The organism is Microbulbifer sp. NBRC 101763, assembly GCF_040371615.1.
Lineage (GTDB): Bacteria > Pseudomonadota > Gammaproteobacteria > Pseudomonadales > Cellvibrionaceae > Microbulbifer > Microbulbifer variabilis.
This window is the reverse complement of record NZ_BAABQV010000004.1, coordinates 337,979-363,307: the sequence shown is the minus strand read 5'-3', so window position 1 is coordinate 363,307 and position 25,329 is coordinate 337,979. Positions and strand designations below refer to the sequence as shown.

23 protein-coding genes are annotated in these 25,329 nt (G+C 45.1%); 4 read left to right on the top strand and 19 right to left on the bottom strand.

Translation table 11 applies throughout. From position 1 onward, the window contains the following. Positions 1–170 precede the first annotated feature (170 nt). The 3 genes from ABWV76_RS12175 to ABWV76_RS12165 are packed head-to-tail and all read left to right on the top strand — an operon-like array spanning position 171 to position 4,115. Positions 171–2,201 carry an FAD-dependent oxidoreductase gene (locus ABWV76_RS12175; protein WP_353376064.1) on the top strand — a complete coding sequence of 677 codons (2,031 nt, stop codon included), beginning with the start codon at positions 171–173 and terminating at the stop codon, positions 2,199–2,201. Then, complete coding sequence (locus ABWV76_RS12170; protein WP_353376063.1) at positions 2,202–3,554, top strand: cytochrome c3 family protein; 1,353 nt, start codon at positions 2,202–2,204, stop codon at positions 3,552–3,554. A gap of 12 nt (positions 3,555–3,566) precedes the next feature. Then, complete coding sequence (locus ABWV76_RS12165) at positions 3,567–4,115, top strand: Tll0287-like domain-containing protein (RefSeq protein ID WP_020412672.1); 549 nt, start codon at positions 3,567–3,569, stop codon at positions 4,113–4,115. A 502-nt stretch (positions 4,116–4,617) separates the two neighbouring features. Here ABWV76_RS12165 and ABWV76_RS12160 read toward each other — a convergent pair. Then, positions 4,618–4,839, bottom strand: a complete 222-nt coding sequence (locus ABWV76_RS12160; protein WP_282952683.1) for a DUF3820 family protein — start codon at positions 4,837–4,839, stop codon at positions 4,618–4,620. A gap of 151 nt (positions 4,840–4,990) precedes the next feature. Between ABWV76_RS12160 and ABWV76_RS12155 the strand changes: the two genes are divergently transcribed. Continuing rightward, on the top strand, positions 4,991–5,260 hold the full coding sequence (locus ABWV76_RS12155; RefSeq protein WP_020412670.1) for a YMGG-like glycine zipper-containing protein: 270 nt from the start codon (positions 4,991–4,993) through the stop codon (positions 5,258–5,260). A gap of 177 nt (positions 5,261–5,437) precedes the next feature. Here ABWV76_RS12155 and ABWV76_RS12150 read toward each other — a convergent pair whose 3' ends face one another. The 18 genes from ABWV76_RS12150 to ABWV76_RS12065 form a co-directional block, all read right to left on the bottom strand. After that, a complete protein-coding gene (locus ABWV76_RS12150; RefSeq protein WP_020412669.1) occupies positions 5,438–5,623 on the bottom strand; it encodes a hypothetical protein in 186 nt (61 codons plus the stop codon). Positions 5,624–6,777: 1,154 nt separating this feature from the next. Next, positions 6,778–7,152, bottom strand: a complete 375-nt coding sequence (locus tag ABWV76_RS12145; RefSeq protein WP_282952682.1) for a VOC family protein — start codon at positions 7,150–7,152, stop codon at positions 6,778–6,780. A gap of 230 nt (positions 7,153–7,382) precedes the next feature. Further along, positions 7,383–9,431 carry a TonB-dependent receptor gene (locus tag ABWV76_RS12140; RefSeq protein WP_353376062.1) on the bottom strand — a complete coding sequence of 683 codons (2,049 nt, stop codon included), beginning with the start codon at positions 9,429–9,431 and terminating at the stop codon, positions 7,383–7,385. Positions 9,432–9,629: 198 nt separating this feature from the next. Then, on the bottom strand, positions 9,630–11,018 hold the full coding sequence (locus ABWV76_RS12135; RefSeq protein WP_353376061.1) for an aldehyde dehydrogenase family protein: 1,389 nt from the start codon (positions 11,016–11,018) through the stop codon (positions 9,630–9,632). Beyond that, positions 11,018–12,076: a phenylacetate--CoA ligase family protein gene (locus tag ABWV76_RS12130; protein ID WP_353376060.1), complete on the bottom strand. Its 1,059-nt coding sequence runs from the start codon at positions 12,074–12,076 to the stop codon at positions 11,018–11,020. Before ABWV76_RS12130 ends, ABWV76_RS12135 begins: the two co-directional genes overlap by 1 nt. Before the next feature lie 27 nt (positions 12,077–12,103). Beyond that, positions 12,104–12,736 carry a pyridoxal 5'-phosphate synthase gene (locus ABWV76_RS12125; RefSeq protein ID WP_353376059.1) on the bottom strand — a complete coding sequence of 211 codons (633 nt, stop codon included), beginning with the start codon at positions 12,734–12,736 and terminating at the stop codon, positions 12,104–12,106. A gap of 9 nt (positions 12,737–12,745) precedes the next feature. Further along, complete coding sequence (locus tag ABWV76_RS12120; protein ID WP_353376058.1) at positions 12,746–13,588, bottom strand: PhzF family phenazine biosynthesis protein; 843 nt, start codon at positions 13,586–13,588, stop codon at positions 12,746–12,748. A gap of 261 nt (positions 13,589–13,849) precedes the next feature. After that, positions 13,850–14,143 carry a hypothetical protein gene (locus ABWV76_RS12115; protein ID WP_020412660.1) on the bottom strand — a complete coding sequence of 98 codons (294 nt, stop codon included), beginning with the start codon at positions 14,141–14,143 and terminating at the stop codon, positions 13,850–13,852. Continuing rightward, positions 14,128–16,029, bottom strand: coding sequence for an anthranilate synthase family protein (locus ABWV76_RS12110; protein ID WP_353376057.1), 1,902 nt, complete (start codon positions 16,027–16,029; stop codon positions 14,128–14,130). Before ABWV76_RS12110 ends, ABWV76_RS12115 begins: the two co-directional genes overlap by 16 nt. Further along, positions 16,026–16,646, bottom strand: coding sequence for an isochorismatase family protein (locus ABWV76_RS12105; RefSeq protein WP_353376056.1), 621 nt, complete (start codon positions 16,644–16,646; stop codon positions 16,026–16,028). The genes ABWV76_RS12110 and ABWV76_RS12105 overlap by 4 nt, the downstream gene beginning before the upstream one ends. Positions 16,647–16,749: 103 nt before the next feature. After that, positions 16,750–17,208, bottom strand: coding sequence for a PhzA/PhzB family protein (locus tag ABWV76_RS12100; protein WP_353376055.1), 459 nt, complete (start codon positions 17,206–17,208; stop codon positions 16,750–16,752). 57 nt (positions 17,209–17,265) lie between these two features. Continuing rightward, positions 17,266–18,864, bottom strand: coding sequence for an MBL fold metallo-hydrolase (locus ABWV76_RS12095; RefSeq protein WP_353376054.1), 1,599 nt, complete (start codon positions 18,862–18,864; stop codon positions 17,266–17,268). Positions 18,865–18,895: 31 nt separating this feature from the next. Beyond that, entirely contained in the window at positions 18,896–19,930 is a 1,035-nt protein-coding gene (locus tag ABWV76_RS12090) for a 3-oxoacyl-[acyl-carrier-protein] synthase III C-terminal domain-containing protein (RefSeq protein WP_353376053.1), read from the bottom strand. Further along, a complete protein-coding gene (locus ABWV76_RS12085) occupies positions 19,927–20,214 on the bottom strand; it encodes a phosphopantetheine-binding protein (protein WP_353376052.1) in 288 nt (95 codons plus the stop codon). The genes ABWV76_RS12090 and ABWV76_RS12085 overlap by 4 nt, the downstream gene beginning before the upstream one ends. Then, positions 20,195–21,751, bottom strand: a complete 1,557-nt coding sequence (locus ABWV76_RS12080) for an AMP-binding protein (protein WP_353376051.1) — start codon at positions 21,749–21,751, stop codon at positions 20,195–20,197. Before ABWV76_RS12080 ends, ABWV76_RS12085 begins: the two co-directional genes overlap by 20 nt. Before the next feature lie 148 nt (positions 21,752–21,899). After that, on the bottom strand, positions 21,900–23,096 hold the full coding sequence (locus ABWV76_RS12075; protein WP_353376050.1) for an acyl-CoA dehydrogenase family protein: 1,197 nt from the start codon (positions 23,094–23,096) through the stop codon (positions 21,900–21,902). Next, positions 23,086–23,880, bottom strand: a complete 795-nt coding sequence (locus tag ABWV76_RS12070) for an SDR family NAD(P)-dependent oxidoreductase (protein WP_353376049.1) — start codon at positions 23,878–23,880, stop codon at positions 23,086–23,088. Before ABWV76_RS12070 ends, ABWV76_RS12075 begins: the two co-directional genes overlap by 11 nt. Next, a complete protein-coding gene (locus ABWV76_RS12065) occupies positions 23,877–25,316 on the bottom strand; it encodes an MFS transporter (protein WP_353376048.1) in 1,440 nt (479 codons plus the stop codon). The genes ABWV76_RS12070 and ABWV76_RS12065 overlap by 4 nt, the downstream gene beginning before the upstream one ends. Positions 25,317–25,329 lie beyond the last annotated feature (13 nt).

Here is a 25,329-nt window from a genome sequence, read left to right as displayed (position 1 = left end):
TCTTATTCAACACTAGACGTTTATTTAATTTTGTTTAAACATAGGGGAATTAGAATTTAAAAAAAATTTCCGTGATGGGATATTGGTCTAAGAAGTTCTGATAGCTTTGTGGCTTAAAAACAAGAATGACAAAAAGGCCAGTAGTAAAAGCCGGAGTACTTGGGGGAAATATGACTGAACTAGAAAGTTCAGCTGCTCGACAATATACGCCAGATAGCACCCACACCAGTGATAGCAGCTATCCGATTTATGTGATTGTGGGTACCGGGCCCGTCGGGGTCCGCTGCGCACAAAAACTCCTGGAATTCTGTGACGAAGCTCAAATTGTTATTTATGGAGCAGAAATAGAATCACCTTATAACCGAGTAAAGCTCTCACAATATCTCTCTCGCCATGTGGATCGGGAGGAGCTCGACAACCCAATCCTCGGAAAGACTGATCACAGGCTTGCCGAATATATCGATCGGAAAATTGTGGCGATTGATCGCGCAAACAAAACGGTCACCGATGCCGAGGGCAATATACAACCCTATACCAAGCTGATCCTTGCTACAGGCTCCAATCCGACCATTCCTCAAATCCCCGGAGCGAACCTACCCAGTGTTTATCCATTTCGCAGTCTGCGTAACACGAATGACCTGATTGCCCTACGTGAGCGCCACGCGGACATTTGCGTTATCGGCGCCGGTGCGCTCGGGCTTGAAGCTGCAACCGCACTAAAGACCCCAAAAAATTCCGTCACCCTACAATCACGCGGTAAATTACTCAGTGGCCTGCTTGGTGAAGAGGGAGAGGAGTTTCTGAAGTCCTCCTTGTCAGCACTCGGCGTTGAACTTAAAGTCGGCGATGCCCTTAAGGCGATTGAGCAGCACGAAGAAAACAACATTCTGCAGTTTTCTGATGGTGAGTACCTGAACGTAGATGCCATAGTTCTATGTACGGGTATCCAGCCTGAGGTCACACTCGCCCAACAAAGCGGTCTGGAAACCGAGCGGGGAATTGTTGTTAACGAGTGGATGCAAACCTCCGATCCCGACATTTACGCAATTGGAGAGTGTGCTGAGCATGACCGTAAGGTTTATCAGCTGGTGCGCCCCGGTTATGAACAAGCTGAGAGTTGCTGCTCACATATTCGCCGCAATCATGGCGGTGAGGTGCTAGAGCGCCCCTACTCCGGAAGTTACACCGATATCCAGCTTAAAATTGCCCATATTCCCTGTGCAATTATTGGGGATGTCGCCTCGGACAATCTCAAGCAAGGGGATGATGTACAGAGCTACATCTACCGCAACCGCTTCAAGGGAATTTACCGGCGCCTGTTCGTCAGGGATGGGCTTATCCTCGGCGCCGTCTATATTGGTAGCTGGGATGAGGCCAGTAGTCTGCGCCAAGCCGTGGCCCAGGAAGAAAAAATTAGTCAACGCGCCTTCAGTGACTTCGAAAGTGAGGGGCGTCTATTTGGCAAGAAAAAAACCAATAGCATCAAGGATTTTCCTGATGGCTATCTGGTGTGCCAATGTAATTCAGTCAGTAAAGGGGAACTTTGCAAAGCCATTTCTGATGGCAAGCGCACTCTCAACGAGTTACAGCAGGCCACCACCGCGGGTTCTGTATGCGGCAGTTGTCGCCCTCTGATGGCAGAGTTATTGGATGCTCCTGTTCCCAACCTGGTGATGCGCCATGCCAAAGGTATACTAATTACCTCGCTCATATCATTACTCCTCATAGCGCTGGCATTTTTGATGCCCTCCCCCCCAGTCTCAGACACCGTACAATCGGGACAACTCTGGGACAAATTGTGGTATGACAATTTCTGGAAGCAGGTTAGCGGTTACAGCATATTAGTGCTGTGTATATTTACTGCCGCTCTCAGTGTACGCAAGCGCTGGAAAAAAATAACTCTCGGGCATATGGACCATTGGCGTTACGCACACAGTTTGATTGGCGTTGTCGCCCTTGCAACACTTGCAGTGCATACAGGGTTTCGCCTTGGGAAAAATCTCAATCTGGTCCTGATGTTGGTGTTTCTGGGGGTAACTGCAACCGGCTCACTGGTCGGTGTCTTTATGGCTCGCAATCATCACTGGACGGATCTCAGGCTGCGCGAACACCGCAAGTGGTGGTCTCGCATTCACTACGCCCTGCTCTGGGCGCTGCCGGTACTCCTTGCTTATCATATTCTCGCTGTTTATTACTTCTAAATGAAATCTTATCAATTTAAATTCTGGCATTACGGCCTGTTGCTGACGCTCACTGTTGGTTCATTGGCTGCGTACAACCTAACCGTAGCCGATAAGTCATTATTCGTAACCGGTGAGCCTACCCATGGGCACCATCAAATAGAACTCGCATGTACTTCCTGTCACGCAGATGGTTTTGCTGGACAAGATGCAATCCAGAAGTCCTGCCTGAACTGCCATGCGGAAGAACTGGAGCTCGCCGACGACTCCCATCCGCGGAAGAAGTTTCTCGATCCCAGAAATGCTCAATTACTAGAGACTCTTGATGCGCGTCAGTGCATTAGTTGTCACACAGAACACAAGCAGGAAATTACTCGTGAAATGGGTGTAACCCTAGCCGGGGATTTTTGCTTCCACTGCCATAGCGATATTGCCGAGGAACGCAGTAGTCACCAGGGTATGGGCTTCGAAACCTGTGCCAGTGCCGGCTGCCATAATTATCATGACAATGGCACTCTCTATGAGGACTTCCTGATTGCCCATGTTGGGCAACCCGACCTTCTTGATGAGGCAAAACTGCCAGCACGCACCGCAATGGCTGCCTGGTTGCGGAAAAACCCGAACAAAGAACCGCTGCAATTGACTCATGCTGACCTGAAAGTTGAAAGTAGGAGTACAGAAATTGCAGCTGCTTGGGCGCAAAGCGCTCACGCTCAGGCAGACGTGAATTGCACCAGCTGCCACGCTGACGGGAAAATGCAATTTAACAGTGTGGAAATTCTTGAGCAGTGTGCCAGCTGTCACAGCGAGCAGAAAGAGTCTTTCACCCAAGGCAAACATGGCATGCGCCTCTCTTCCAAACTGCCCGAAAATTTTGCTGAACAGGTCGGCGCCATGTCTCCTCAACTGGCCAGGACTCCTATGCAGAGTAATGCATCAGGTGAGTTAAACTGTATCAGCTGTCACGGCCCTCACGAAGTAGACCTGCAATATGCTGCAGTAGAGGCATGCCTCGGTTGTCATAGTGATGAGCACAGCCTGGCCTATAAAGAGTCCCCCCATTTCAATGCGTGGGAGTCTAACCCCGAGCAGGGTGCCAGCTGTGCAAGCTGCCATCTCCCACGGGAAGCCCATAGTGAACAAATCGTGGTGAATCACAACCAGAACCATAATCTCCGCCCCAACGAAAAAATGTTACCGGTTTGCCTAAATTGCCATGGGGCTGAGTTTTCCTTGGCAGCAATGGCAGACAAAAAATTGATCTCTCAGAATTTCAAGTATAAACCTGCGGATAAACACGAGACATTTGACTTGATTCGTGACCGTATTGCGAAGATTTCCAACAGCAAAAATAAGCAAACACAATCCCAATAGGAGGGGAACACTATGCGTATTGCCGCTTGTTTTATCGCCGGACTGGCACTGCTCACTGGCTGCGAAAAAAATCAGGGAGTTGCGCCCGAGCGAATGGCGGATGCCATCTTTGCCGTGATTGAGGCGGATCGAGCAAACTACACCAACAAGGTAGTTAACCGTTTGCAGAATGAAGAGAAAATTCTGGACGCTGACGAACACTGGCAGGATAAAAAATTACTGCCGCTACCCGCGCAAATGATGCGTATGGGAGCCGAGCGTGTTGCAGAAAAAGACTCCGGTTTTAACTATGCCCTGCTATCCCTTTGGCCTGTTAACAAGCAGAATAAACCGCGCACCGATATGGAAAAAGAAGGGCTACAGTATGTAATCGATAACCCAGGTAAGAATTTTTACGGCCGTGAAAAACTGGGCGACACAGAATACTTTACTGCAGTCTATGCTGATGTCGGCGTATCCCCCGCTTGCGTCAGCTGCCACAATGACCATGTGGACAGTCCACGAGACAACTTTGAACTCGGAGAAACTATGGGTGGTGTAGTTATCCGTATCCCGCTCTGACTTAAAAATAGCACAATCTTAAAGGGGCCTTCATTGGGCCCCTACGCCTTCCTATGCTCAACGCATCAGTACTTGGGCCCGTCAAGCCCTACTTTATTTCTGATTTTTCGCACAATCTCCAACCAATCAAATTTTTTAGGAAAACTAAGCACCTAACTCATAAGAGTTGGGCGAATTGAGCGCTTTCGCGGACCGAGATCAGCGACTTAAATTTGAGCTGCTTACAATTAATTAGCGGCCGAAATCATTTCGACCGCTCCCTCTTTCAATTGACTGGCTCTACTCCCGCTGCAACCTCGCTGAAATCATTCAGACCAGTGGTCACCCGCTGTGGGCCTATTTCCGGGTAAGTCCAGTCTCCATTACGGACCGCTTATTGTTTCACTTCGCTCCGCGAAGCACACCTAGGCATTAATATATTAGTCACCCAAAGAGGGATATCAAAGAAGATACATATTGCACTTAAGAATTTGGACAAATAGGAAAAACTTATAAAAGCTTTTCAAGTGTTACTTTGCTTTAATGGGGTGATAAGCCCCTGCAACCCTTCAACTTTGATTTCCAAAGTCAACGCCATCAGTTGCCCCAGTCTACCCTCGGGAAATCCTTTTTGGGAGAACCAGAGCAAATACTCTTCAGGAAGATCAATAAGCGCTCGCCCCGTATATTTGCCAAAAGGCATCGGCGTCCGCGCTACCTCTATTAGGTACTGTTTTTCAAACATATCAAAATCCGACAAAACTTCACTTTTGTGCTATAGCAAGCTCTCGCCCTGGAAATTTGTTGCTGCTTTCTGCCCACCTTACACTGGCTCCGAAATTGTTCGGCCTAATCCGCCGTTCCTATACCTCAGGCAATTACTAACAGAGGTGCCTATGCGTATTAAAGCTATTAAATATCTCAGCCTGGCAGCTGTGCTCAGCGCTAGCCTGGGAGGCCAAGGCTGTGCCAATATGAGTGATACCGACCGCCGAATAGGCACCGGGGTTGGCATTGGGGCCGTTACCGGCGCCCTGATTAGCGGCGGACGTCCAGGCGGTACCGCTGCAGGGGCAGTTATTGGGGCTGGAGCCGGCTATCTCTACGACAGGGAGCGCAAACGTAGAGACTACTATCGTTATCGCGGTCGCTACTATCGCTACTAATTTACTGCTATCGATCCAGGACAGGAACAGACAGTCAGTAGATAATGGTCTACGGGTGGGTGCAGCTTAAAGCCGCCCCCACCCTTAATGTTAAGAAAAGACGCTTCCCCAACCATTAAAGGAGCTGTCTAATCACATTGATTCAACCTGGACAGAAATTACCGGTGGGAAACATCCTTAGAGTAACCGGGTCTTATTTTTTCCACAGCGCTCACAACGATACTCAGTGACCAGCTTTCCCTGTTTAACATCAAACTTACGCTCGGTGATCACCTTCCATTTATGGAAACCCTCTCTACACAGGGTTTTCCCCTTGTGTTTCTGCCAGGCAGTTTTCTTTTTAAAAGGGATTACATCTCCCATATATTTTCACACATCATATTTTGAATTCTAACTATCATTTGGAATAATAAAAACTGAACTCCAGTTAAAAAACTAGCAAATGTATGCTTCCGGAGCGGAGCCTAGGCCACACTAAAATGAGACGTACTATAACTATTCATCGTTAATCTTGGCAAGCATATACAAGCTTTTATCATATGACTAAGAATCAATTGACCGAACAGTCAACTTCTATTCTTTCTTTAAAGCTAAGAGCCCCATAAACATACAAAGCCTACTTAATCTTAATATTCTAAAGCTAGTTAAATCTCTTGAATGAGAGGCTTATGAGCGAAGCTGGCAGAGAGGTTAACCTTGACTCCACCTATCAACTGAAGCATCAATAGTAAAGACTCTAATTGGCAGTCAGAAGCTTTACGATTTAATGAATAGAGCCCACCGTAAAATCAACTGACATTTTGAATATTAATTTTTACCAAAATACCTGTTTTCAACTTCTTTCTTAAGTGTAAAATTTAAATACCGGTGCATTAATGTAATTCTCTCTATGCCTTGGTAATAGCCGAGAATTTTTACTGGAAAGACCTAATAAACTATAACGCCCTATATATGTAGATTCATCAACCTTATCAATATGGATTAAGATTTTAATTTTGGATAATTGTTTGAGGATAACGTTAATAAAAACTTGCTTAGTGGTGTTACGAATAAAATTAACTAGACTCCGGGTATTCGGTATGGGTCCCATTCTACCCAGAATAACTCTCAAAAAAAATGAGCAGTCTAACTTAAGAACCGCAATATTGCCTCTAAAATCAATCGGCTTAACGGTAATCAATTGCATTCAAAATAGTCATTTTCCTACTTCACATCTCCCAACCACTTTCTCTAAATTTGTGATCTTGATCTTATTCGGAAATTGATTTTTATCAATCGACAATTCCAGTATTCACAAGGGAATTGTTTGCCTACGAGAATCCTTCTGGCTAGGAGGTTGGAGTTTCTACCCACACAGCCAATCATATTTTACAAATGCACTGCAATGGACAATCAATTACTCCAACTGCAGTGCAACTTGATTAAATACACATGAAATCGCTAAAAACCAAGCACCTTGTGAGAACTTCAATTAGACGAAGAAAACACAAAACTCGTCACAGAATATTATTTAGTACTTAATCTACAGGACATACTCGAATTATATGGCCATCTGGATCTTCAACAAGAAAAGTACGGCCAAAGACCTCATTGTAAGGTTCTTTCGCAAACTTGATTTCGGTATTCTCTCGCCAATTCTCATAAAGAGAATCTACATCTTCACTAGAAGGCAACATAATACCAATCTCAGAGAAACGAGGGGTATCAGCATTTGGCTCTGCTCCCCCTGTCCAAAGGGCAAATAATGCTTCGCCATCCGCTGCAAATGCCACATAACGAGGACTGGAAAATATCGGATCTGAATTGAAAAGCATTTTGTAAAAGCCCGTTGAACGTTCAATATCAGACACGTAGATAAGTTGAAGATTAGGTTTGGGGGATACTTTAATCATATAACTTCACTTCCCTAAAGCAGGTTAAAAAATCCTGTACCAAATTAATTATACAAGGCCTAAAAATCAGCAGCAAGAATAGTTTTATCGCTGGATGCTGATATCTATAGAAAATAAATAAATAAATAAATTTTAATAGCGTACAATCAAACAAAATCAATATATTTTAAACACTAAGGTCGCTGCTTACATTGCACAGTCAAAAATTCGAGCATTGGAAAATTACAACTCTAAATATTAACAACAAACTCCGTACCGAAAATTCGTCCCTTATTTAAAATTGTAAATGTCGATTCCTGGCTATAAATTGGCATACTGGTATTAAGGCCTTCCGTTACTTCATTAAGAAGATTACGGCCATAAAGCGAAAACTTCCAGCCACCATCAGCTGGTTCTATCGAAAGGTTCACTTCGAGCATATCTGCCGCGCTCAGCACACCGCGATTGTTATCGTCATAGAATTGTCTGTCCCGGTGATTGAAAGTAACACTGCCACTGAAAATGCCAATAGAGCCAATATCTTGGGAATAGATTACCGAGGCACCATAACTCCAAGGAGCTAAACGCGGCAGGCTCAGCTTCTTATCAAAACTATTAATTTCCCCATCTTCATTAAGATCATAAAATATATGTGTATATTTATCATCCATATATCCAATATGACCAGTAAATGAAATTTTGTTCGATAGGTATACTTGACTTTCTAACTCAACACCCAATATCTGTGCATCCGCAGCATTAGTTATTGTTTGAAAAGTAACATTATCCTGTCCTATAAAGGAAATTTCCCTCTGAAGATCGTGAATCTCGTTATAGAAAGCCGATAAATTAACTCGTGTGGTATTTGAGAAATCTTTTTTGACACCAACCTCATAGGCATCCTGTTTTTCTGGATCGAATGGGCCAGGAATTGTGGTATCGTTATTACGGAAATTGTAGCCACCACTGCGAAATCCGCGAGTCCAAAAAGCGTAAACCTGAGTATCATCATCTGGTACCCATTGAAACCCAAATTTTGGAGTATAGGCTTTCCACTCTTCATTGTCATTGAACGTCACATTACAACTTTGTCTCATGAGGCTGCATCCACTAGGCACGAGATCTGCAAGGGCCGCTTCTTTTTCTTCGTTGGTAAAGCGAATACCTGCATTCAATAGCCAATTTTCAGATAAGTGCCAATCTGTTGAAGCAAAAAAGCCCAAAGTTTTATAGGTCTGATCCCCACCACCAGTTAAACGTAACGCTCCAGTATTCACCAACCGGTCTTCGATATAGTCAATATTCTGAGTAAAGTAATAGATACCCGCGGTCACGTCTACTAAGTTAAAAGTACCTGAGTAACGCAGCTCATTACTGAATTGCTCCTGGTCAGTCCATGTTTCAGCATGAGCACCTATAATTGGAGAAGAATCAATATCCGATAAGGTACCGGCTTCGTACTGACGCCAGGCAAAAACGTTGGTGAGAACACCATCTCCAAGTGCAATATTGATATTGCTCTCCGATACTGCGCTTTTCCAATCAACATCGGAATACCCGGGCTCATCAATTTGAATGTCGAATTCGCCCAATGCCGCAATGTCCCTGTTTTGGTTGGCAGGACCATCTCCCTCCATTTGACCCAACTCCAACTTTAGGATCATTTGTAGTCCATCCAGAGGGTAAGCATTTAATGCATGACGAATAATTTTGGTCTCAGAGCGACCATGCCGGTCACCGGTGTGTGTGTTTTCAAACCACCCAGAATCGTCGGAGTAATAGGCGGCAATCTTAGCATTTAAAAGATCGTTGATTACCGGTCCAGACAGCACTCCACTAGTGATCTTTTTTGTTCCACTTTCAAGAGCAAAACGCCCATTAGCTTGTAATTCATCACCTGGGACTGTTGTATTTAATAGAATTGCACCGCCAGTAACATTTCTACCGAACAAAAGTCCCTGAGGGCCACGCAATATTTCTATGCTCTGTAGATCAAAGTTGTCAAAAAGCACACCACCACTAATGCCCAGATACATACCATCGACAAAAACACCAACTGTTGGATCAATAGAAGGTATAGAGCTATTGATACCAAGTCCACGTATGGAGAAATTTGCATATCCAGGAAAAGTACCAATATCATCAAGGGATACATTCGGCACACTGTATCCCAAGTCACCCAAAGAAGTTACATGCCTATTTTCTAGTTGAACATTGTCAAATGCGGTGACAGCTGTAGGAACATCTTGAATACTAATCGCCGTCGTTTTCTTCATTGCCGTAACTACTACTTCGTCCATGACTGAGTTCATGTTGGCTGTCGCGCTATTGGTTATGGTTAGGATTAAAATTGATATTCCAATTACTCGACAAATCAATAAATTGTTACTCGATTTTACTATCATATCTTTCATCCTGAAAAAGTTTTAATATTCCTTGATCATTCCAAATTTCATTACCACTTCACATACAAGCTGTTAAATTTGCTTTCTATTCTGCTAACTGGATTTTAACCATTGAGTGTGAACCCGAAGTCCCCGATTACACATTAAGAAATCAGCTAAATAGCCATCGTGAGGTACCCGATAATCCATCCAGGTAGTGGGAATAATGCCAATATAAACATTGGAAATGGAAGCATCCGATAGTACTCGGTGAATTAGTTCTTTCTCGCGGGATAAAAGCGTAACAACAAGAGAGCCAGATAATGCACTAAAATCTTCCTGCCGATTAAAAGGTGCAACAGTTATACAGGGAAATGGCAGTTCACGCTGGACCTTGGCATCGGTAGCACTCTCAACTAAGGTAACATGGGGTTTTAAGGGGTACCCATTAGTTGAAGTATGATCATATAGCCATGGATTTTCTTCAGCTTGCAATAGATTCATATATGCATCAACCTCCCGCCTTCTACCCAGGGTAAGGGGTTGCAGTTTCGCGCGAACTTCTAGTTCAAGCCTTAGCCGATGAGCAAAGCCATAGGGGTCATCCTCCACCAATACTGCACTGGCGCAGACGCAGGCCGCACCACCTCGTGATAAAACAGACTCAGCAACAACAGTGACAGCCTCTTCATGATCAACATCCCTACCTACAACCATTTTCGATCGTCCCGGACCTTGGACTAGAACTTTAGGATTGCTTCCATACCGCGTAGTAACCTCTGGGCCACCATAAACTATTGCCAGATCACTTAGCTCAATCAGGCTATCTACCCCCCTGTGATCAGTCGGGATCAAAGCAACGTATTGTTCCAACCCCGCCAACTCAAGAGCGCAAATAAGTCTCTGTGCAGTGAAGGGTTCGCGGGATGAAGGTCTGACCATGGTTCGGTATCCCATAGCAATAGCCTGGGGCCAAAGGCCATGGACACCCGGACCGTTACCTGCCGCAATAATTGAAACAACATCCCCTCGACGTGACAACAAGCTACAACCGTTACTGGCGGCGGAATCTCGGTAATCCCAAACAGCGCCGGCTGGGGTAGCGGCCTGCATAATCCCGAGCATATTATTAAGACTATGAGAAATGTGAGTCATAGACTCGGCCACCAGGGATTTCTGCAACCCCGTTACATTAGCAACCATCGAAATATAGGCGTCCGGTTCCAGGCCTGCTAAATTTGCTTCCTTATATATCTGGCCAGCCTTTGCTAATCGCTCATAGCGTTGCGAAAGTGTTAGTGATTCCCCTTTCCGCATCTGTACGATTTTATCTTGTATATAAACGGTAGGGACGATCGCACTTTCACCAACGATGCGATCAGATACATCCATTATCGGCTGCCTTCGCCTGGTATGATGAGAAGCACCTAGGCAACGTGCTTCCACCTGTAGTACCTGTTGCTCAAAAGGAGTTTTCCGGACATCACTAGTGAGCGCTGCCATTAATACACTCCTTCAATCACTGCTTTACCGGAGACCTGCGCAACGGGTTTTACATCACTGACAGAAGAACCGGGACAATTCCCTAAAGTGGGAAGTCGCACTGCCGTATCACGCTCAAAGATATTGGGGAAAAATGCAAAGCGACTCAGGTGATTCATCACCACCTGTCCTCGCCCATTGTACTCAACGGGTTTTCCACTTTCTGGGTCGACCACCTCCAAAATGACATAAGGTGCGTAGCTGTCAAAGATAGGGGATCCGTTATAGTCCTGATTAATCCGCGCTTTGGTCTCCGAAAGAATCATAGTGCTTCCATAACTCGCTGTTATAGGGACATCAGGGAATACCATCGTTTTCAAATAATCTAGTGTGTCTACATCCATATGAGTTCCTCCCCAAGTGATCATCTCAAGGGTACTGTTGAGAGTTTCAGCTAAGGAGCGGCGACGCGCTATCGCCTCTAACAAAGGCGGTGTTGCAATAAGATATTTAATAGCTTGTGTAGCAATGATGGGTTCCGCCTGGTCAATAAGATGATCGGAGTAGTCCCTGGCACCTTCCATATTTCCTGCCTGGATCAATTTTTTTACCCAACGGGGATCTAAATCTACAGTGAAGCACTGCCCACCAAAAGCTCTGGCACGACGACGGTTGATGGCTCCTACGATATGAGGGCCCGTCGGTATAATTGCCAGCGTATTTTTCGGAGTCTTATCTGTTGAGGTTTCAAATCCCTCCAAACGCCAACTAACCACCTGCTCAAGCCACTCCTCATAAGCAACAACCCGTTTGGCTGTCCCCGTTGTCCCGCCACTTTCAAATATCCCGGCAAGCCTATAATCGGCCAGTCCCTTAGGTTGCAGATCTTCAATCGCTATCTCACGAAGCAACTGGCTGATATCAGGAAATAAAGACAGATCGGCCAATGATCGGACATCCTTAACTGGATCAAAATCAAGTTGACTGCGCATTGATAACCAAAATGGAGAGCCGGTATCCGGCGAAAAATGCCAGTTCAAAATGTCAGCCAAATGACGTTGGAAGTCAGGTGATTCCATAGGAATGTTCCTCCGTTGAGTAGGTGACTAAGGCTGAAGTCGTATATGCTTCCACTCCGTTTGATCCCGTTCGAATCGCAACCTCTTGTGAAGCCGATTAGAACTCGACGACCAAAACTCGATTGCTTGAGGCTCGAGAACATACACTGAAAACCTCTCGGGACAAGGCAATGCGCCTACACGATCAAGCTCTTGCGCAGCAGCTAGCAGTTGATCATAGGAATCCAAAGGCTCACTTTGATGAGAAACCGTCGACATCGCGTGCAGAGGTATTGGGCGAGCGTCCCACTCTCTAACTGCCCGCTCTCGATCGAGCTGCCTAATTTTCCCACTTACGGAGAGCTGGCGACCAAGCTCGCGCCAGTAAAAGTGTCCACAAGCAAAGGGGGTCTCTTCGGTATCTTTTATTTTACGGCTACAGCTGTGTGTGGCGAAGATGATACCAATGGTCGCAAAATCCAATATAGCCATGACTCGCGATGACAGAGCGCCTGAGAGGTTCGCTGTCGCCATTACCATCGCCCGAGGTTCACGAACCTTGTTATCGATAGCCTCCTGGAGCCATTGTCGTGCAAGAGACATGGGGTCACTAGGAGGGGTATTGTATTCAGAAAAGCTTTGATCCACTTTCCCTGTCATGCTTTCAAAAGTACTGCTCATAATTCCTTCCTAGATAAAATATTGACCAGTAGCTACCTGAAACCCATAGCCACCAACTTTGAGGAAAGGGGAGTCATTTTTTATATTGGCGATAGCATTCATACGAGAAGGTCTCCCCATTTCCACCCCCTGAGTGATCTTTATTTCTGCACCGAACTTTACCAATCCATAACGCGAAAGATGCAGTGCCAATGGCCCCGCTGCAGAACCTGTAGCCGCATCCTCTGCAACACCATAGGCTGGAGAAAACATACGAAGTCGCCAGCTGTCTCCTATATCCGGGCTAAAACAGAGCGCTGCCATATTGTGGAAATCTGATAGTCTCCTCAGGTCAGGACTGATTTGGGCAAGCTCATCCTTATTATCCACCCCGACAAAGACGTGTCTGGGCCCCACATCATACATATCTACCGGCAATGTACTTCGCCTCACTCCAAGCGCCTCAAGTAATGCCTCTTGATAATCAAAGGATGAAATTACCGGGCAGGGCTGCTCCATTTGTATGTAAGCTGAGAAAGGATTTTCTTTAACGGGTTGCACTGCAAAGTTAAAAAGGCCTTTTTTGGTTTCGATCTTTAATTCCGTAAGATCAGTTGCTTTCGATAAAGCCAATGCGGTGCCCAACAGCGGGTGCCCCGCAAAATCCAGTTCATTGACAGGCGTAAAAATCCTGACATTGACATCACCACCTTTGCTCGGGGTTCCAATAAACGTTGTTTCTGAAAGGTTAAGTTCAGCCGCAATTCTCTGCATACTATTGCTGTCCAGGTCATCGCAATCAAAGAAAACGGCTACGGGATTACCAGTAAATGGTTCTCTACCAAAGGCGTTTACAACAGTGTATCTATGCATTTTATTATTCCATTAATCGAATACTGAAAACTCTAACCAAATTAAGGAGCCTCTGAACAACTCCGTGATGCCTCTGGCTTGCAGAGTGGTTTAAAATTAAGGCGCGGCTTCGCAGGAATATCTAGACCTTTCAAGAAGTCGCAATGCGGGGTGTGAATCGCTCCGCAAGCCCCGAAGAGTGGGCCTTAAAGGTCACGGTTACTGCGTTGCAGTTCCTGCAAAGGGCTAATGCCATTCTTTGATGCTATGCCCTATGAATTTCTATCCAGCTGGTTTGCTTTCAAAGCACACATCAAAGGCTATTCGATGATCAGGCGGTCTGTTAATAATTTCCGCTGAGATATTAGGTGGCATATCAGAGAGATTAGGTTTATCTCCACACCAGATCATTAAAGCACCCCAGCGGGGAGTGTCCTCTGAGACAAGCCAAAGCTTCGTTATCATATTAGGCACAAGCTCCCATTCCTTGAGAACTTCATCGGTTAAACAGCCCTTAAGCTCATCGGGCGCGGGATCATTATCATCAAGATCCCACCAGGCTAGTTCAATACGCATTCAACCCTCATTGATAAAACGGCATCCCTCAGAATTCTGAAGCCATCCATTGTCAATACTGATTCAGGATGGAATTGCATCGAGCAAAAGTTGGGCCCTTGTAACCCGTGAACCTGGTTTGACCCCGGATCACGATAAATACGTACTTTACCTACCGGACTTTCGATATAATCCGTGTCAGATATCGCAGTAAATGTGTTGTAAAAGCCGACTGTCTCTGTTTTTCCAAAGATAGAAATCTGCTTCTGCAGCCCCTGATTAGGCTGTTCAAGTGACTTTATCGGTAAACCTAGAAGCGAGCATAAAATCTGGTGACCAAAACAGATAGAAACAAAAGGTTGATTATTTTCCCAAGCTTCAGTCATCACACGTCGACTGGCAACAACCCGTGGATCGTTGTGATTACATGGATCACCAGGACCTGGCCCTACAATAATAAGTTCGGAATCTGTAACTGAATTAATTAAGGTGTGGGGCACGACCTTAACCTTTAAACCTGCAGCGCGCAGTTGGTACTCCATCATTGAAGTGAATGCATCTTCATTATCAAGAATCGCAACTGTAAGTCTCTCATCCTGCTCCAAAGTAGGATCGTTCATACCTGAAGTCCCACTCAACCAAAAACTGGATAGGCGTTTATTTCTATTAAGTAGAGACTGGCCAATACACTCCTTCTTTGCCAGGGAATCCATTGCACTGACACCCATGGCAGCTTGAAGTGCAGCAGCTTTCGCCGCTGTTTCTTTAGTTTCCGAGTGAGGGTCAGAATCGCGTACCAAAGTAGCACCTACTCCTACTCTCATATCTCCACTCTTTAATATCTCAGCGGTACGGATAAGAATTGCCGAGTCTAGCAAAGTCCCACAATCATTATTTTCGATCATCGCTGCAAAACCACTGTAGTAGGAACGCCCACTGGTTTCATAGCGGGCTATCACCCTGGTAGCATTTTCAAGAGGACTGCCAGTTACCGTTGGTGCAAACATCGATCGCTTCAATATTTCAGAAAGTGGCAAATCCGTGGAACCTTCAATTCGGTAACCAACATGAGCTAATTGGGACATCTGAATAAGATAGGGACCCTTTGCAATGACTTCGGAAGAACATATATGAGTCATCATTTTCAGTTCTTCATCAAGAACCATTGATAACTCATCTTCCTCCTTGCCATTATTCAGAAATTCCAAAAGTCCTTCCTGGGTCGGACCCAAGGAAGGAAATCGGTAGGTACCACTGATAGGCGTCATGGAAAGCGATTTCGAATTAAGTTTTATATGCATTTCCGGGGAGGCGCCTACTAAAGTAAGATCGCCCATTCTGATAAAAAATAGCCAGTAAGCTCCCTTTTCCTGCTTTAACAAGTTGCGGAAAATCGTCAACCCAACGTGATCCTTGTAATCAGCTAGCTCACCAGTAAAAGTACGCTTGATTACAAAATTTGCTCCTTCTCCCGTTCCAATTTCCTGTTCGATCACTGCCCTTACTATATTTTCATAACTTGCATCATCGGGTATAAAGTGAGCATCTCTGAGATTGACGGGGACATCCGGTAATTCAGACAGGCCTGTTTCGAGCGGTATTGTTCTATATTGATCAACGTCAAGTGCCCGAAAAGGCACTTGATCATCGATAACTGTAAAACCACGTTCTTCAATCTGACGATATGGGGTAACAACAAGTGTTCCCCAACGACATGTATTTTTCTGCTCTTCCTGAATGAGTTCCAGTTCAGCCAGATTTTCCAGTATGCGCTCGGTTCCCGTCAAAACCTCAAGTGTCGGTTGTTTATATCGCTCGGGTCGGTAAACCAATGCATAGGCATCATAATGACCATCAATAACATTTTGTAAAACATTCGATGCATTGGCGGCGCCATCAAAGGTCATTGGCATACTTCCTCTGTTGGCAATACTTTAGCGCAACATTCCGCCGCATAATTTAATGTTTGCAAATGGTCCTGCTTGGAAAAGTCAGCAATAGAATCCTGAACGAGAAAGACCTCTATATCTCTTGAATAAGCATCGACAGCACTAGCGAGAACCCCAATATGAGCGAAAACACCACAAATAATAATTTGATCACGGTGTGTATTATGGAAAATATCATCAAGGGAAGTGGCATGGAACGCGCTATAACGCCACTTGGCCAGCACCGAGTCTTCTTCCCTAGGTGCAATTTCCTCAGTAATAGCGGTATGCTCAGGACTATTGCTCATCCCCTTTCCCCAAATATCAAAAAGAAGCCCCCGCTGTTTCTCCGACATATCTCCGCATTGCGCCGTATAAACCACTGGTATGTTATGTTTTCTTGCGTACAAAACCAGCGTCTGACAATTTTCAATCAGTGCTCTACGTAGAGGGTTCGGAAACATCTTCAGAAAATATTGCTGCATGTCATGAACCAGCAAAATACTGCGACTATTTACTTTGCTCCAATTAACAATATTGTCTGCACTTAAATCCGACGCTTGAAGTGTGTAATTCTCGATTCTTGGAATGCTCATGCCCCGCCCCAAATTGCCGTAATCTCTTAATTATATATTTTCAAGAAGAAAATAATTCTGGCTTAGCTGCAAAATAAGCTGCTCGCCCTTGAAACAATCTAAATCAAGCCGGTATGCCTGCCCTAACAATCTGAGGCACAGTAATACCCAATGCCTCGAACTGCTTGCAGGGGTTCATAAACTCACGTTGAATTTTTATTTTACCGTTCTCAAATTCAAAGCTATGGATAAAATGATTTTCATAGAAACCTTCTGGATACCCTTCGAAACAGATACGGCCTTTGCCATCACACTCTACCCAAAAGAAATCCGGGTTCTGGCCATCAAATATTTTAATGTTGAACCAAAGCCAGTCAGGAAAGCACTTGAGAGACCATACAGCATGCTCCGCTAAAAGTTTTTTGCTGCGTATCATAATGGGCTCACCAGTGTCGGTGGTCCAAAGACCTCCGCAGCCATCTTCAGTAAACAGTTCATGACGCTTTAATCGATCTTGTCCCTGGGTATTCATATACTTCTCAACAATACGACGATTGTGTTGTCTTTGCTCATCTTGAGTCATGTAGTCATCTCCTATGATGTAGAACAAATTTACGAAGGGAACACCGTTGATGCTCTATCAGTAAAAAGTAACGTTTTTTCCTACCAGTCGCTGGCAAGCTACTCCTTTATCGCTGCATAGCTTAATCATCTTGTCAGATTCAATAATTTGCTCTGAATTATCTTTATAATCCAGACCCATAAAATATTTGTACCAGGGTTCTAATCCCATGGCATAAAGAAAAACCTGCCGGGCGTTGAAGGTTTCAACCATATGATATGCCTGCTCAGCATTTGAGCCGTTTAGGCGGCGTGAATGACTGATATCTTTACTCACAGGCTTAGTGTTAAGCGCACCATAAATCCATGTATAAGGCGCCCCAACACATTCCATGCCAATAGCCAGAACATCAACATCCCCAACCAACTTATGAACATGGCGATACATTACTGGATCGCTATTAGTGGCATCGGCGCCAAATAAGAATTTCTTACCCATAAGCTCAATATACCAAACGGTTTTTGAACGTATATTAAGATCGCCGTGCTCTCCCAAAAAAGGTATCGCCTTTATTTTTCCATCAGGAACTTCAACTTCTTCAATGTCGCCCACCTCTATCACCTTAAAGCCTAGCTGTTGGGCGATTAGTTTCATGGAGGGGTCAATTATTGTTCCACCATTATTAACGGGTAGAATCAATTTATCTGTTTTATGGCGTAACTGTAGTAAAGTTTCCAGATTGAAATGATCGTGATGATTATGGGTAATACAGATATAGTTAATTGTCTCAGGTAGCTCAGAGTAACTGATAACATCATCGGCATAATGTTCACCTCTAACAGGAATTACCGGATCTATTAAAATATTGATCGAACGGGTTTCCAGCATAAATGAGGCATGACCGAGAAAAGTTAATTTTACTCCAACATCAGATATTGGCTTATGACGTCTTGTCGGCGGTTGCGAGGTAAACAATTCATTGTAATGTAGTCCGCCACGCACTTCGGTTCTTGAAAATATAGCTTCAACTACTTCCCGCACTATTCCTTCTGTACGTGATTTAACAATTAAGTCTACTTCTGGCGTGCAGAAATCGACCATCCATTGCATATGATTCTCATCGGCCAGACGGGGGGTAGAGAAACAGAATGGTCTTTCCCCCACCCTGGAAAGCAAACCAAAGTAAACGCTTTGTAGTGATTTTCGATAGTGATTTGAATGATAGAGTAAAGGTTCTATTAAACGATAACCTGGATTGTGGTTGATGTCCTGTACAATCTCAATGAACCCCCTAAGAGGCTCTGGAATTTTTTTATACAGGTATTCAATCGATTTTCCGTCACTATGGGCACGGGTTAATTTATCCAGTTCTTCAACCGCTTCAGAAAGTTCTAGTACATCGGTAAGTTGATTTTCCAGTTCAAGCAACAGTGATTTAATATCTTCCACCTGGTCAGCTCGGGCATTAAGAAATTCTCCACCCGTAAGAGCAGGCACCTGTGCTGCCATAATGTGAACTCTGGCATTTTCAACAAAAGAAGACATAATCCTTTTGTGCGTAATGGCCATGTAACGTGCGGCCTGAACCGGCGGAATTAAATAAGACCATGCAAACCAGTGATTAACTAAAGGTTCGAAATAGGCTTCTTCTTTCAGGTATATCAAGTCACTAGACATCCAACATCCCTATTTTGATCTAGTCAGATTTTTATTTATTGGGGTTTTCACATTCCAGTAAAAAACATCCCCACTTCATGCCACTTGAAATTGCGCTCAGCACAATCCGATCACCTGGGTGGATCTTTCCCTGCTTCCGCTTGATATCGAGAGAAATTAATTGCTCAGCGCTGCCCATATGGCCGATTTCCGCCACTAGATCTGCGTTGGTTTTATCCAATGGTATCCCTAGCCTTGATGCCAGACTCTCCATACTTTGCCGACCTTCTAATGTATGTAAGAGGGTAAATTCAGATTTTAAACTCCACCCCGCTTCAGCCATACAGGATTCAATCATTTGAAGAGTATTGTCAGCACGTAGTTTCAGAAAACCTTCGAGATCACTACCGGAAAAACGATAGAGATCCATTACCCTTTCACGACCGAGTTGGTCCTCGCGACTGTCATGATTGGGCAGTAGTACCGGATTTAGACCTCCACCCCGCTCGATTCGCATCATATCCACGAAGCGGGTTTCAGAGATATCACGACCTCCCCTATAGTAAAAACTACACCCTTTCGTCGGCGAATCAGATTTGCTCACAATGGCAGCCACAGCACCATCTGTGAGAATCGCATTCATTAATCCGAACCGGTCAAGGTGAGGCTCACTAACGCGTTGGGCATGCACAATCACACCCACTTGCCCCACTTCCAAACTGTCTATCAGGGCGCTAGCACTAATCCAGGCACTGATACTGGAGCCACAGCCTTCCACCAGGTTTAGGGTTTTTACTTGTAGGCCTCCCAACTCAGCACCAATCTGGCATGCGAAGTCGATACCAATGAAATCTGGTACATTGGATTGGCCACCAACTATAAAACCAATATCATCGACGCTATATCCTGACTCATCTAAAGCTTTGACGACAGCCTGAGCGCCGAACTCTCGGACACTGCCATTGTGCACCCAATATTTGTCATATCCGGCGTGTCGAATTGCCCTCAGATGCATTTCATTAGGATGGTCCAAATCCTCCAATCGATGAGGTTTAGCCAGGACATGGCCAAGTCCAATCATTCTCATTCCACGACCTCCACAGTAGTTTCTCCACAGATCGTTTGAATAGATTGAGTTTTGTCACGTTCTACATCAGTCGTTATCAAAACGCATTCCAGGGTATTACCTAACAGCCGAGCCACATCAACCTCAATATTGTCCCTGTCCTTCAAATTGATCGCGAGCTGAAGTGCCAGGAATGAGTTCCCACCCAGTTCAATAAAATTATCAGTTGGCCGAACGTCCGTTTCATTTAGGAGCTGCTCTACCTCGCGAATTAGCGCTTTTTGATCAGTACTCTTCCTGTTCATACATACTCCTCCTTAACGACATTCTGTCGGTTTTTCCTCTTTCGTTAATCGGCCATTGTTTATCATCAAACAATCTATATCGACTGGGCCTTAAGTAAGGCGGTAGCTTTGAGCAGGCCAGTCGTAGCTCCCGCGTTGATAGTTCAACATCTCTGCATCCCCTAACACAGGCCAATAACAGATCTCCTTGATTGCTGGTATTCTCGACCCAAACCACAGCCTCATCTACTTTCTCATGGGACTGTAAATACTCCTCAATTTCGTATGGCTCTACACGAAAACCGTTAATTTTTTGGTAACCACTGGATCGGCCGATAAAAACAAATCTGCCCTGTTCGTCGAGCCGGCATATATCCCCAGATTGATATCCATCGGTTAGAGGCTCTCCACCTTCATAGCCCGCAAATACTTGTGCACCACAAATTTTAAGCTCGCCGAATTCCAAATCCTGAACGTCAGCTCCATTGAGCTCCAAATTTTCGGCTTCCAGATCATTAGAATTCAGCAATTCAAATTTAATGCCGGGAAAAGGCTTGCCGATAGGTATCGACTCCAGAGCCAGGTCACCTTTGGTGACAACATGAGTTGCGCAAAACACCGTTGTCTCCGAAGGTCCGTAGGCGTTAATTAGCCTCACCTTCGCTTTGTCTAACTGGTTAAAGAAGGATGAAAAAGTACTGGTTGAGAGCTTCTCTCCTGCAAATAGGATTTCCGTTAAAGGGTAGTCCTCCCAATTTACAGATCCTGCTTCACTGGAGAACAGGTAGCGGAATTCAGAGGGCGTCACCGACAATACATTTATTCCCGCTTTAGCCATCAACCTTTGTGTAGATCTGGCGTCACGCTTTTTATTTTCATCCAGAACTACCAGACACCCGCAATGCACCAAGCATCCAAAGGTTTCCCATATCGCGTAGTCAAAAGAGAGATCGTGAGTCCACAACCATTTAGCATACAGGTCAATTTTCAATGCTTTTTGGGAATTTTCCAAAAAGGAGGAGAGCTGGCCACGCATAATAGGTACAATTTTGGGTTCACCTGTTGTACCAGAGGTTCTCACGCAATAGACTTCATCACCGGCGATATCACTTCTTACCAGACCCCGGTTTGATTCGGGTAACTTCCAGAAGGTCCCAATTCCTCTTAATGAAAGGCCACCATTAAGTGGTAATTCAGTATCTGTCAGGATACCCACACAATTTGCTCTTTTAGCTTCCTGAATCTGTTCGGATTTATCGAAGCCCCGGGGTAATGACATAAAGGATACGCCCGCGATCAAACAGCCAAGCATCAACTCATATAGCGCTATGGATCGAGGTATATCCAAAGCCAGGCGCTCACCCGGTAAGATAGCCATTTCTGTTAATTGGGTAGCAATATTTTGTGCGGACTCACAGAGTTGGCGATATGATCTCACCTTATCGTTATGTATTACAGCAGGAGCCTCCGGATTCTCCTCCAGGGCTTTATTTAATGCCTCAACTACAGGTTGTAGCCCAAAACCCAGCTTCATCACCGTTTCTCTATACGCTTCCATACTCTTTCTTCTGCTTAAACAGTTGTACTGTCACGGCTAGGCTCTACAGAACAGGACGACCTCTGACCTAAACAGTATTCCCAAGTACCCACTTAAATACGCGATATTCGTAGGACGGATTTTTAACTAAAGTTAATGAATAAACGGGTTAAAACATTCGCGTAAGCTCTTTAGGATCACGCTCAACTCTTGATAGACCAATGGCTTCTTCTGGTACAAATTTGGAAAATCCACCATGGCGGGCTCCCACATTAACGTCCCTCCAGATTCGTTCCAAAGGGCTGCCTTTATCCAGTCCCGAAGCTCCATATATCCAAAGCAGGTCTTGAACAATCGACAAACAACCACGCATGATCTGTGTCGCACGTCCACGAATAGCAACCCGATCTTCAGTCGTTAATGTTATTTCTGGCTTTCGCGCAGCATGGTCAATGGTGTCAGCATTAAATTCCGCTGCCCGCTGGTAGATATCAAAACTGCTCCAAAGTCGCCCTATTTCAGACCTGATAGCCCCCGAATCGCTCATTGATGTATAGGTACTACCAAGAACAGGGTGTTTTCCGGCAGCGGCTGCAACATACTCCAAACCTGCTTCTGTCGCGCCGAGCATAGAACCCACCAGGCAATTCATCAGTACACCAGTGAAAAGACCTGCGTAGGATGCATGTTCTTCCCTGCCAGCTAATGCATTTAACCTACGATTCTCACCGGAGAGAATATGAGAATAGTTCTCCACATTACTATTGGGGATCTCAATATCCCTAGCCCGCACTGTGAGACTTTGCGTACCTCGCAAGCCAGCTGAGTTCCAACTTGCAGCTACATCCAGCTGCTCTGCGGGAACAGCGACCACTTGAATATCTTGGGTATCCGCACCTTCAACGGTCGCCAGACAGAAAAAATAACTGGCATAGGTCGATCCTGATGCGTATCGCCATTCACCATTTAGAAGCCATTGATTCGATGTGGGATTTTTTTTCAGCAACCCTGGTCGCCCAAGTACCATGGCCAGAATTTTATTCCGCTCCATGGAGTAGGGCTGTGCCTCTAGCGAATGAAAACAACCACGCATAGTCCACGCTGAATTGGATACACCGGCAATCCATGCTAGAGATGCATCGGTCTTCCCGAGAATTCGGCAAACACGAAGAACTTCACGTAATGACCCCGGGCCAGAATCTCTGTTTTCATCCAGGATTTTTACGATGTCAGAGGAACCAAGCACTTCTATCAAACCACTCGACAGCTCTTCCCGATCCCCCTCAGAAAAAGTACTAACTACTCTCTCAATTTCAATATCGTTGTCAGTACTTGACAGTGGTGAAGCATTCAATTTAATCGACATGCGCGGATCTCCAATCTTTAATTTTTTCCTGTGCCTCTTTTATGGCAAAATCAACAAACTCAGGCGATGTCGCCATACGTTTAGGCATCACTGACGAATCAAACATTTTCCAAAAGAAGGGCAGACTCGCTGCCGGATCATTAATGGTGTAGCCACATGAGGATCGACTGACAAGATCTTGTTTATTATATTCGGACCGGGTTTCCTGGCGGCGGGCGTAAGTCGTCGCCCACCCGGTTTTATGGGGGCCGGGTTCAATACAACCCACTTGAATTCCAAAATCCTGTAGTTCAAGACGCAAGGTATCGGCTATAGCTTCAATAGCATATTTACTAATTTGATATGCACCTAAAAGAGGCCAACAGGCCACACCACTCATACTCGAAACCAGTAATATTCGTGACGCTTCGCCCTCACGCATCATTGGTATTAGTGGCCGAATTACATTAAGCGTACCCTCAACATTCGTTTTAAACTGCTCCCTGATTTGCTCGCTGGATAAGTCCTCCAGTGTTCCAAATTGTGCGAAACCGGCAGCAGTGACTACCCGCGTTGGTTTTCCAACTTCCTTAACCGCTTGATGTAATTTTTCGCTTAGTGTGAATGAATCTCTGACATCTGCAATACACGGCACAAAGAGATCTTTGTATTCCTCCAACATTGCTCTAGCAGCATTATCAGAGCGAGTAATACCAATAACCGGTTCACCACGATCCCTAATGATCGAATCTGTCCAGCAACGACCCAGCCCACTTGAACATCCACTTAGCACCCAAATATTCATGTATTTAAAACCTCCCCCTGTACTGAATCCTGCCTACTGTCTCGAGACAGATAGGCCGCAACTGATAAGCCCAGAGCAATCAATAGGAAGCACACCAACGTTGCTAATCCCGTGATACCCGGAGACTCCCGGAGATTGGTAGCAGTTATCTCGAGATCAATTCCTAATTTCAGCCGTACAATCCAGTCAAAAAGAATTGCCACTATAACTGCCCCCATAGCACTCAACGCCTGACGTATAGAGTTAAAAAATGCTGCGGCCCGCCCCAGAGCCTCAAAGCTAACCCTGCTAAGTGCCAAGTTGGCGAGCGGTGCAAAGGCCAGGCCGGTACCCGCCCCTCCGATCATCATGACCAGGAAAAGCGCTATAAAAGTGACTGTTCCTCCCGGCATAAGAACACCAATAAAACCCAGTAACCCATTGGCAAGAGCAAATAACATCAAACCACTTCTAACTATTCCTTCAGGTTTTATACGATCGGATAGATGGCCAGCGTAGGGGCCCACCACGGCGTTGGACAGGGCGATTGTCATCATTAGTACACTGATAGCCACTGGACCAAAGTTCATGCATACATCCAGGAGGAAAGCTAATGGTAAATAGAAGCTAGCGACCCCTAATCCCAGTAATCCCGAAATAAAACAGATCCTGAAAAAAGTACCGTCAAACCACAACTCAGGGGATAAAATGTAAGCACTTTTATTCTTCACTTCTTTGCGAATCAAAATAGCAATGACTGCAGCTCCGATTAATATCAAAGCTATACCTACTCCCCGTAATATCCCCGCGACACTGATATAGTGAATACCTATAATTACACCAGCCAAACAGAGCCCATAAACTGCACTGGCAAAGGTTTCCGATAGTCGGATACCACTACCGGGATCACCGGGCAAACACCGCAGGGCGATAACTAAAGCGGCCAGTACAAAAGGAATATTAATCCACATTACCCAACGCCAATCCGCAGTCGTTAATAGTAATTGTGTAATCACCGGGCCGGTAGCAGTTGCAATTCCTGCAACTGCACCCCAAATCCCTAACGCTGTCCCCCGTCCCCCTTTAGCAAAGAGGATAGAAATGTAGGCCATGCTTTGAGATGTCAAAAAGCCAGCGCCAATTCCCATCAATGCACGCCCAACAATAACCTCTACAAAGGTTTGTCCTGCCCCACTAATCGCAGCCCCCAAACCCAAAACCAGAAGTGCACCTATTAATACAATTTTTCTATCTGCCGAATCTCCGAGCCGCCCCCCCAAAAGAATAGATGCAGCATAAGTGATAAGATAAATATTATTGACCCAGGCAACCCTGGCTGGACTGACCGTGAATTCATCCATCAGAGTTGTGTACATCAATGGCACAGTGGTCATATCCATCATGACAATAAAAAAACCAAGGCATAGCCCAACAAAAGAAATGTGCTTATATTTCACTCTTCTTTTTCCT